Here is a 5574-nt window from a genome sequence, read left to right as displayed (position 1 = left end):
TGATTTAGGTGATTTCTTCCGCCCATTCTACAAGATATGAAAAAGCCCACCACAATTCGTGATGAGCTTTTTTCATCATAACTGACGTTATGGTTTGGCGGAGGAGGAGGGATTCGAACCCTCGAGACGATTTTGGCGTCTACGCGATTTCCAGTCGCGCGCCCTCGACCAAGCTAGGCGACTCCTCCCCATGAGGTTGTTCGCATGCGCCAATTGGGCGCGGGAGCGAAGAACATCAGCCGGAACATTATAGCACGCGCCCAAGGCAAAAGCAATAGCGCTGCCACTAAAGGCACAAATTTATTTCGGCAAAAACTTTTACACGCGCAGATGCTTGCATTCGGGCGCTCAGAATGGTATAATACATTCGTTTTGAATCCATATTTGCCCGAAGGAGGTGTGGTCGATGGGCAAGTTTTGCGAGGTGTGCCACAAGGGCATGTCGTCGGGCAACAATGTGAGCCATTCCAACCGCAAGATGCGCAGAACCTGGGCGCCGAATACGCAGCGCGTGCGCGTGGTCGTGAACGGCGCGCCCATGCGGATGTTCGTTTGCACGCGTTGCCTGCGCAGCAACAAGGTGCAGCGCGCCGTTTAATTTGAAAAGCCATGCAAGATGTGCCGTCGCGACGAGCGACGGCCTTTTGCGCATCAATTCATAAGAGAGTACGAAGGAGGCGTATCCGTGAGATCGTACAAGATCGCCGTGGCGGGCACCGGCTATGTGGGGTTGGTTGCGGGCGTGTGCTTTGCCGCGAAGGGGCACTTTGTCACCTGCGTGGACGTGGACGAGGAAAAGATCCGGCTGATGCAGGGCGGCACTTCCCCCATCTATGAGGATGGGCTCGAAGAACTGATCCGGCAGGGCAACGCCTCGGGGCGCTTGCGCTTCACCACCGACTACCGCGCGGCCTACGAAGGTGCGGAGGCCATCTTCATCGGCGTGGGCACGCCCGAACTGCCCGACGGCTCGGCCAACTTGAGCTACATCGCGACGGCGGCGCGCCAAATTGCCGAGAGCGTTACGCGCGACTGCCTGGTGGTGGTGAAATCCACGGTGCCGGTGGGCACGAATGACAAGGTGGAGCAGTTCATCCGCGACTTCCTGGCGCGGGATGTAAAGATCGAGGTGGCGAGCAACCCGGAATTTCTGGCGCAGGGCACGGCGGTGCACGACACCCTCGAGGCCCGGCGTGTGGTAATCGGCACCGAAAGCGAGGCGGCGGAAACAATGCTGCGCGAAATCTACGAGCCGTTCGGGCTGCCGATCGTGTCGGTCAAGCGCCGCTCGGCCGAGATGATTAAGTATGCGGCCAACGACTTTCTGGCGCTCAAGATCAGCTACATGAACGACATCGCCAACCTGTGCGAGCTGGTGGGCGCGGACGTCGAGGACGTGGCGCACGGCATGTCGTTCGACGAGCGGATCGGCGGCAACTTCCTGCGCGCCGGCATCGGCTACGGCGGTAGCTGTTTCCCCAAGGACACAAAGGCGCTGACCTACCTCGCGCGCAAGCACGGCTACGCGCTGTCCACGGTGGAGGCGGCGGTGGCGGTCAACCAGCGCCAGAAGACCGCGCTGTTCCGCAAGGCGTCCGACCGGCTAATCACCTTCGCCGGGCTCAAGGTGGCGGTGCTGGGCGTGACCTTCAAGCCGGGCACCGACGATTTGCGCGAAGCGCCCTCGGTCGACAATGTGCGGCTGCTGCTCGAGCAAGGCGCCGAGGTGTACGCCTACGACCCGGCCGGCATGGGCCGGTTTATGGCGATGTTCCCGGAAGCCAAGCGCTGCGAGACGGCGGAGCAGGCGCTGACCGGGGCCAACGTATGCTTTTTGTTCACCGACTGGCCGGAGATCAAGAAAATCGAACCCGAGACCTACGTGCGGCTGATGCGCACGCCGCTTTTGTACGACGGGCGCAACATGCATGACCCGAAGGTAATGCGCGCGGCGGGCGTCCAGTACCACTCGATCGGACGGGGGTAGATACCCCATCCCCCTTCCCCTCTCCGGAGGGGGATTTTTTTTGACCATTTTCCGCCAAACCCCTTGACAACCAATCAAGACGGTTGTAGAATATAAAAAACGACATCTGTAGAATGTCGATTGAAGGAGGGGACACCCGTTGGATGCGATCAGGAAACTGCCCGATGCGGAGTTTGATGTAATGCAGGTGGTCTGGGCGAGCGAGCCGCCGATTACGTCGGCGGTGATCATGGAGCGGCTGGGGCGCAGGAAGGGATGGAAGGCGCAGACGGTGCTCACGCTGCTCACGCGGCTGGTCGAGCGCGGGTTCCTGCGGACGGAGAAGCATGGCAAGGAGCGCAGCTATTTCCCGCTGATCGGCCGGGCGGATTATTTGAAGTTTGAGACCGGAGATTTCATGGCGCGCTTTCACGGCAATTCGTTTGCCAGCCTGGTCGCGGCACTGTACGACGGGCAGGGCTTGCGCGAGGGCGATTTGGACGAGCTGGCCCAATGGCTTAAGGAGAGGAGCGATCGATGATGGAGGCGGCGTTCTCGGCGCTCGTGAAATGCTCTGTGACGATGTGCGTGATGACGCTTTTGTACGCGGCCCTGTCGCCCATGCTTGCGAAGCGCTACGCGCCCCGGTGGCGCCACCTGATCTGGCTGGCGATCGCGCTGGGCTATCTGTGTCCGCTTCGCCCGGCACTAGAACTGCCCTTGCTGCCCGCGCCCGCCGCGCAGATGGCGGTCGCCCCGGCGGCACGCGATACCGCGGCCGAACCGGCGCCCAAGATCTCCCCGGAGGCGTTGACGGTCACCCACGGCACCGCGCCCGGCACCCTGCCACACATCCCCGCATGGGTCGTTGCCCCAACCATCTATCTGGCGGGCGCTGCCTTCATGCTGGGTTTCCACGCGGTCCGGCATCTGCGGTTTTTGCGCATCGTGCGGCGTTGGGGCGAGGCTGTGACCGCGCCTGAGATGCTCAACCTGTTGGATCGACTGAAGGATAGATTGGGCATTCGGCAATCGGTGGGTTTAAAAACCTGTCCCGGCATTTCAAGCCCGATGCTGGTGGGACTACTGCACCCGGTCATCCTGCTGCCGCCGATTTCCCTATCTGTGGACGAGTGGGCGCGGATTCTTCAACACGAGTTGATCCATGTAAAGCACCACGACCTGCTCGGCAAGGCCTTGATCCTCGCGGCCACCGTGCTGCACTGGTTCAACCCCGCCGTCTACCTGATGGCGCGCGCGTCGCAGCTGGCCTGCGAGGCCGCCTGCGACGCGCGGGTGCTGCGGGACGCGGACGCCGGGGCGCGCCGGCAATACGGCGAGACGATCCTTAAGCTCGTGCGCCACGCGAGCGCGCCCCAAACCGTGCTGTCGACCAACTTTTATGGAGGGAAAAGAGCCATGAAACATCGCATCGCGTTTTTGTTGGACAACACGCACAAGCGGACCGGAGCGCTGCTGCTGTGCGTCGTTCTGGCCGCCATGCTACTCACCGGAGCGACGCTTGCCCCGGCGGAGGCTGCGCCCACGTCGATACCCGGCACAGCGTTTACGCAGCGGGAGTATGACAAGCTGCTGGCCCTGCGGTTTGACGGCTACGAGGACATGAGCGTCGCGCAATTCCGCGAAAGGGTCTGGGTGGCGACCGACACGCCGGAATATCCGGCGCTGCTCGAGCGGTTTTGTGAGGATGAACAGTTGCGGGATATGAGCGACACAAACGACATCGCGCGCTTCATCTTCGATGAACTGAAGCCCCTCACGTCCCCGGTCAGGTCGAGCATCTTCTTCCGCGCGAGCGTCCCGCGCCATTTTGACGGCGCCGACGACGCGCGCCTGGAATACAGCGGTCAAATCGAGATTGCCGACGCGGCCAAGCTCACCGTCCGGGCGTATGGCGAGGCGAAAAAGGGCTTCATGGCCGACGTCGAAGCATTCGTCAATGGGCTTTCGGAAGCTCAGTTGCGGGATGGACCGGGCGCGAATCAGGCCATCGATTCAGAAATCGCCCGCTTGACGGCGAAGTGGAGCGGCGACGCGCTGTCGATTCGCATCGAGGAGCCCTTCTTCTTCTTCCCACTGACCGGGGGCGAACCGTCGGAGGCTGTCCAATCCGGCAGCGAGCGCGAAGCGCGCCGTCTCCCACGCGCCACCGAAGCCGATTACCGCGCGCTCTTGACGCTCATGGCGGCGGATTATTCCGACCGGACGCTGGCCGATTTCAACGCCGATCTGCTCGAATGGGCGAACGGGGATTTTAACCGCATGGAGCGGATTACGGCGGATTCCGCCTACGGCGATGCAGGCGTTACGCTGTCGCCGGACGAGCGGGCGTTCGTGCGGCGGACGGTGCGCTATTCGGGCGACGAAAACGCGGCGATGATCCGCAGCCTTCGCACGGGCGAGCCGGAGCTGGACGTCGAGTTTGTGGGCGGTTTCGGCGTGGCTGTCGAGCCCTCGTCATGGTGGAATCTATCCTATCGAGGCGGCTACCACATCCCGGACAAGACCAAGGTAACCGTCGGGGAACGCGACCGCGCCTTGGGCGCTGTGACGGACGGGATCATCGATCATGTATTGAAACAGGACGTCCCGGATTTGACATCCATGGACGACGAAGCGGTGTACGCGCATCTGGCGCGCGTCGCGGCGCAATTCAGCGACGACCGGATATCGATCTCAATCCCCCGGGAGCAGGTTAAAATTGAGAAGCTGCGCGAACACCTGGAGCCGGAAGCGGAAACGTTCCAAGTCTCGGATGAACAGGCGCGCGCGGAACTAGTGACGGGGCGCACCTACAGCTTGGAAAACCCGACCGAAAAGGATCAATACGCGCGCCTGCTGTCCGTGACGCTGCACCCCGACGGCAGCGCCGTGCTCGCCATCCCGCCGATCAGCAGCTACGTCCCGCCAAAATGCGTCTACTCCATCGAAAACGGCGAGTTGTTGATTTGCGCGGCGATTGCACCCGAAGCGGGGGACACCTACGGTTATGGCCTGAAAGACGGTGACGTCATCGCGCGCTTCACCATGGAAGACACCGATCTGCTGATCTTCCAATCCTCAACCGTCCCCCTCTTCGCCGCCAAAGGCGCGCGATACACCGCTTCGCCTGCCTCGGCGGGCGACAATGCGGCGAAAACCGACCAGCCGCCGCACGACTACAAGATCAGGGTGGACCTCTCTGAGCAGCGGGTGTACGCCCATCAGTAGGACGAGCGAACCCGGGATTATTCAAAGCTGGCCAAGGAATTCAAGTGCTCGACCGGCGCGGACAGAACGCCCACGCCCACCGGTGTCTTTGATGAAACGGTGCGCCGGGGCGCGCAGTGGCACTACTTCAAGGACTTTGGCGTCTGGGCGCAGTACGCAATCCATATCGACAATACCGGCAACGTCATGTTCCACTCGGTGCTGACCCGCAAGAAAGGCGGACAGCCCACCGACGCTTCGGTGGCGGCGCTCGGAAAGCGCGCCACGCACGGCTGCATCCGCCTGGCCGTAAGCGACGCGCAGTGGATGTACGAACACGTGACGGACGGTACGACGGTGGTCATTCAGGAATAAGCACCGGCGACCGGGAAGAGTCG

General features: G+C 62.0%; 5 protein-coding genes and 1 tRNA gene. 5 read left to right on the top strand and 1 reads right to left on the bottom strand.

Annotation, left to right across the window (positions count from 1 at the left end):
• Positions 1–95 precede the first annotated feature (95 nt).
• A tRNA-Ser gene (locus ACH6CV_RS17845) sits at positions 96–188 on the bottom strand.
• 218 nt (positions 189–406) lie between these two features.
• Here ACH6CV_RS17845 and rpmB point away from each other — a divergent pair.
• The 5 genes from rpmB to ACH6CV_RS17820 all read left to right on the top strand — a co-directional run bounded on the left by rpmB (position 407) and on the right by ACH6CV_RS17820 (position 5551).
• A complete protein-coding gene (gene rpmB, locus ACH6CV_RS17840) occupies positions 407–598 on the top strand; it encodes a 50S ribosomal protein L28 (RefSeq protein ID WP_456359572.1) in 192 nt (63 codons plus the stop codon).
• A gap of 87 nt (positions 599–685) precedes the next feature.
• A complete protein-coding gene (locus ACH6CV_RS17835; RefSeq protein ID WP_456359571.1) occupies positions 686–1987 on the top strand; it encodes a UDP-glucose dehydrogenase family protein in 1302 nt (433 codons plus the stop codon).
• Positions 1988–2126: 139 nt separating this feature from the next.
• Entirely contained in the window at positions 2127–2507 is a 381-nt protein-coding gene (locus tag ACH6CV_RS17830) for a BlaI/MecI/CopY family transcriptional regulator (RefSeq protein ID WP_456359570.1), read from the top strand.
• Positions 2504–5197, top strand: coding sequence for a M56 family metallopeptidase (locus tag ACH6CV_RS17825; protein ID WP_456359569.1), 2694 nt, complete (start codon positions 2504–2506; stop codon positions 5195–5197). Before ACH6CV_RS17830 ends, ACH6CV_RS17825 begins: the two co-directional genes overlap by 4 nt.
• A 27-nt stretch (positions 5198–5224) precedes the next feature.
• Positions 5225–5551: a L,D-transpeptidase gene (locus tag ACH6CV_RS17820; protein WP_456359573.1), complete on the top strand. Its 327-nt coding sequence runs from the start codon at positions 5225–5227 to the stop codon at positions 5549–5551.
• The last annotated feature ends 23 nt before the right edge of the window (positions 5552–5574 follow it).

The organism is Anaerozeibacter quisquiliarum, assembly GCF_051162045.1.
Lineage (GTDB): Bacteria > Bacillota > Clostridia > Christensenellales > Aristaeellaceae > Anaerozeibacter > Anaerozeibacter quisquiliarum.
This window is presented reverse-complemented; position numbering and strand designations above follow the sequence as displayed.

Coding starts and splice junctions, on each gene's coding strand:
- rpmB (WP_456359572.1), top strand. CDS start 407: ATGGGCAAGTTTTGCGAGGTGTGCCACAAGGGCATGTCGTCGGGCAAC.
- ACH6CV_RS17825 (WP_456359569.1), top strand. CDS start 2,504: ATGATGGAGGCGGCGTTCTCGGCGCTCGTGAAATGCTCTGTGACGATG.